This window comes from Corallococcus sp. CA053C (assembly GCF_003611675.1).
Classification (GTDB): Bacteria; Myxococcota; Myxococcia; order Myxococcales; family Myxococcaceae; genus Corallococcus.
This window is the reverse complement of the sequence record NZ_RAWA01000704.1, coordinates 1-2,360: the sequence shown is the minus strand read 5'-3', so window position 1 is coordinate 2,360 and position 2,360 is coordinate 1. Positions and strand designations below refer to the sequence as shown.

Here is a 2,360-nt window from a genome sequence, read left to right as displayed (position 1 = left end):
GGAGGAGGCTGGGGAACGCCATGCGAAGCCTCATCCTCCTCGTGGAAGACCATGTCGACAGCCGTGAGATGCTCGAGGAGTTCCTCACGCTGGAAGGCTTCGCCGTGGAAGTCGCCGGCAACGGCCTGCACGCGTGGGAGCGCCTGCGGCGCCAGCCCGTGCCGGACGTGATGTTGCTGGACCTGATGATGCCGGTGATGAGCGGCTGGGAGCTGATGGAGCGCGTGCAGAAGGAGCCGCGCTTGAAGAACCTGCCCGTCATCGTCGTGTCGGGCGCGGGCGCCACGCGGCCCGTTCCCCAGGGCATCCGCGCCTCCATCCCGAAGCCGCTGGACCTGGACGACCTGATGCGCGCGCTGGAGCCCTTTCGCTCGCAGCCCGAGTTAGCCGCCGCCTACTAGGCGCGGGCCTCAGGACGCGGCGGCGACAGGCTCTCGCGGCAGCAGCACGCGGAAGGTGGTGCCCTCCGAAGCGCGCGAGCTCACCTCGATGCGTCCGCCGTGGCCCTTCACCACCTGTTCGACGATGTAGAGCCCCAGGCCCAGCCCTCCGTGCGCCTTGCCGCCGCCGTGCCGGAAGGGGTCGAACAGGTGCGGCAGCACGTCCGGCGGGATGGGGTCGCCGCCGTTGTGCACCTCCATCATCACCTGGTCGTCCTGGTCCGACAGCGTGAAGCGGACCGGGCAGTCCACCGGGCTGTACTGGAGCGCGTTGCCGCCCAGGTTGCTCACCACCTGGAGCAGCCGGTCCGCGTCCCAGGCGCCGTCGTAGCGGCCCGGGCCCACCTGGAGCGTGAGGGAGCGCTCGGGCCACGCCGCCTCCAGTTCCTCCACCCCCTGGCGCACCACGGCGCGCACGTCGCCGGGCACCCGTTCAATGGGGAGCCCTCCGCCCAGCCGGCTGCGGGTGAAGTCGAGCAGCTCGGAGATCATCCGCGCCATCCGCTCGCCGGAGCGGGCGATGCGGGACACGGCCTTGCGCTCGCGCTCCGGGAGCGTGTCGCCGTGCAGCAGCTTCGTCACCGACAGCTGGATGGCGTTGAGCGGGTTGCGCAGGTCGTGGCTGACGATGGCGATGAACCGCTCGCCGAACTGCGCCGCCTCGCGCGCCGCTTCTTCCGCGCGCCGACGCTCGGTGACGTCCACCAGGGTGACGACGCCCGCGACGATCTGCCCCTCCGAGTCGCGCACGGGCGCGCTGGAGCCCAGCAGGTTCGCGGTGGTGCCGTCCGGGCGCCGCACCAGCAGGGGCTCCGCCTGGCGCGTCTCCCCCGTCTGCAGCGCGCGCACCAGGGGCCAGGCCTCGTCCGTGAGGCGCTGCCCCTCCGCGCTGAAGAGTTGATGGGCCGGTTCGTAGTCCGTCACGTGGGTGGAGGACTGGAAGGGGTGGCCCAGGAGCAACTCCAGCGCGCGGTTGCCCAGGAGCAGCCGGCCGCTGGGGGCCTCCGCGATGAGCACGCCCACGGGGAGCTGATCCAACACCGCGGACAGCCGCGCGCGCTCCGCTTCGATGGTGGCCAGCAGCCGCTGCCGCTCCGCCTCCGACTGGCGGCGCTGCGTGATGTCCAGCACGGTGGCGGCGCGGCCCACGCGGCGGCCCGTCGCGTCGCGCAGGGACGTCACGTGCACGAAGGCCGGGAAGCGGCTGCCGTCGCCGCGCAGGTGCAGCGCTTCGTATTCGTGCGACGGCTTGGAGCTGGCGGCCGCGAGGTGCCGGGGCAGCGCGCCGCGCGACTCGGGCGCCACCAGCTCCTCCAGCCGCAGGCCCTTGAGCGCTTCGACGGGCTGACGGTGCATGCGCGCGAGCGCGGGGTTCGCCGCCAGGAGCGTGCTGTCCTCCGCGTTCATCACGCCCACGCCCACGCCCAGGTGGGTGAAGACCTCTTCCCAGGTGCGCTGCCCGGCCGCATCCGGGTGCGTCTGTTCAAGCGGCGCCGCGTCGCGCTCCGCCTGCAGGCGGGCCTGGACATGGGCCTCGAGCGCCGCCGCCTCCACCGCGTCCACGGCGTCGTGGAAGCGCTCCGTCTGCGCCAGGGCCCCGTCCTCCGGGTCCACGCCGGGCTGCTGCCGCCACAGCCGCAGCACGGTGTCGCGCAGGCGCCGGAAGCCCGTGCCCACGGGCCGGCCGTCGGGGCCTCGCAGGAGGAGCGCCGCCTCCCGCGCGACCTCCTCGGAGATGCGCGCCTGGGGGTTCGCCATCCGGGCCGCGACGGCGGCGAGCACGCGGGTGAAGGCATCACCGGAGCCGGGGGCTTCGCGGATCCACACGTCCTGGAGGACATCCCGGGATTGGAAGAGGAAATCGGCCAGCGGCAGGGACACGGGGCGGGGCTCGCGAGAGGGGGACAGGCCCGGGAACGG

2 protein-coding genes are annotated in these 2,360 nt (G+C 73.3%); one reads left to right on the top strand and one right to left on the bottom strand.

Annotation, left to right across the window (positions count from 1 at the left end; translation table 11 throughout):
* Positions 1 to 20: 20 nt before the first annotated feature.
* The gene (locus tag D7V97_RS42355; RefSeq protein WP_120616186.1) at positions 21 to 401 is read left to right on the top strand and encodes a response regulator; all 381 of its coding nucleotides are present in this window, start codon (positions 21 to 23) and stop codon (positions 399 to 401) included.
* 9 nt (positions 402 to 410) lie between these two features.
* Here D7V97_RS42355 and D7V97_RS42350 read toward each other — a convergent pair.
* Positions 411 to 2,360, bottom strand: a 1,950-nt coding sequence (locus D7V97_RS42350; protein ID WP_147445236.1) for an ATP-binding protein, incomplete at its 5' end; no start/stop codon positions are given.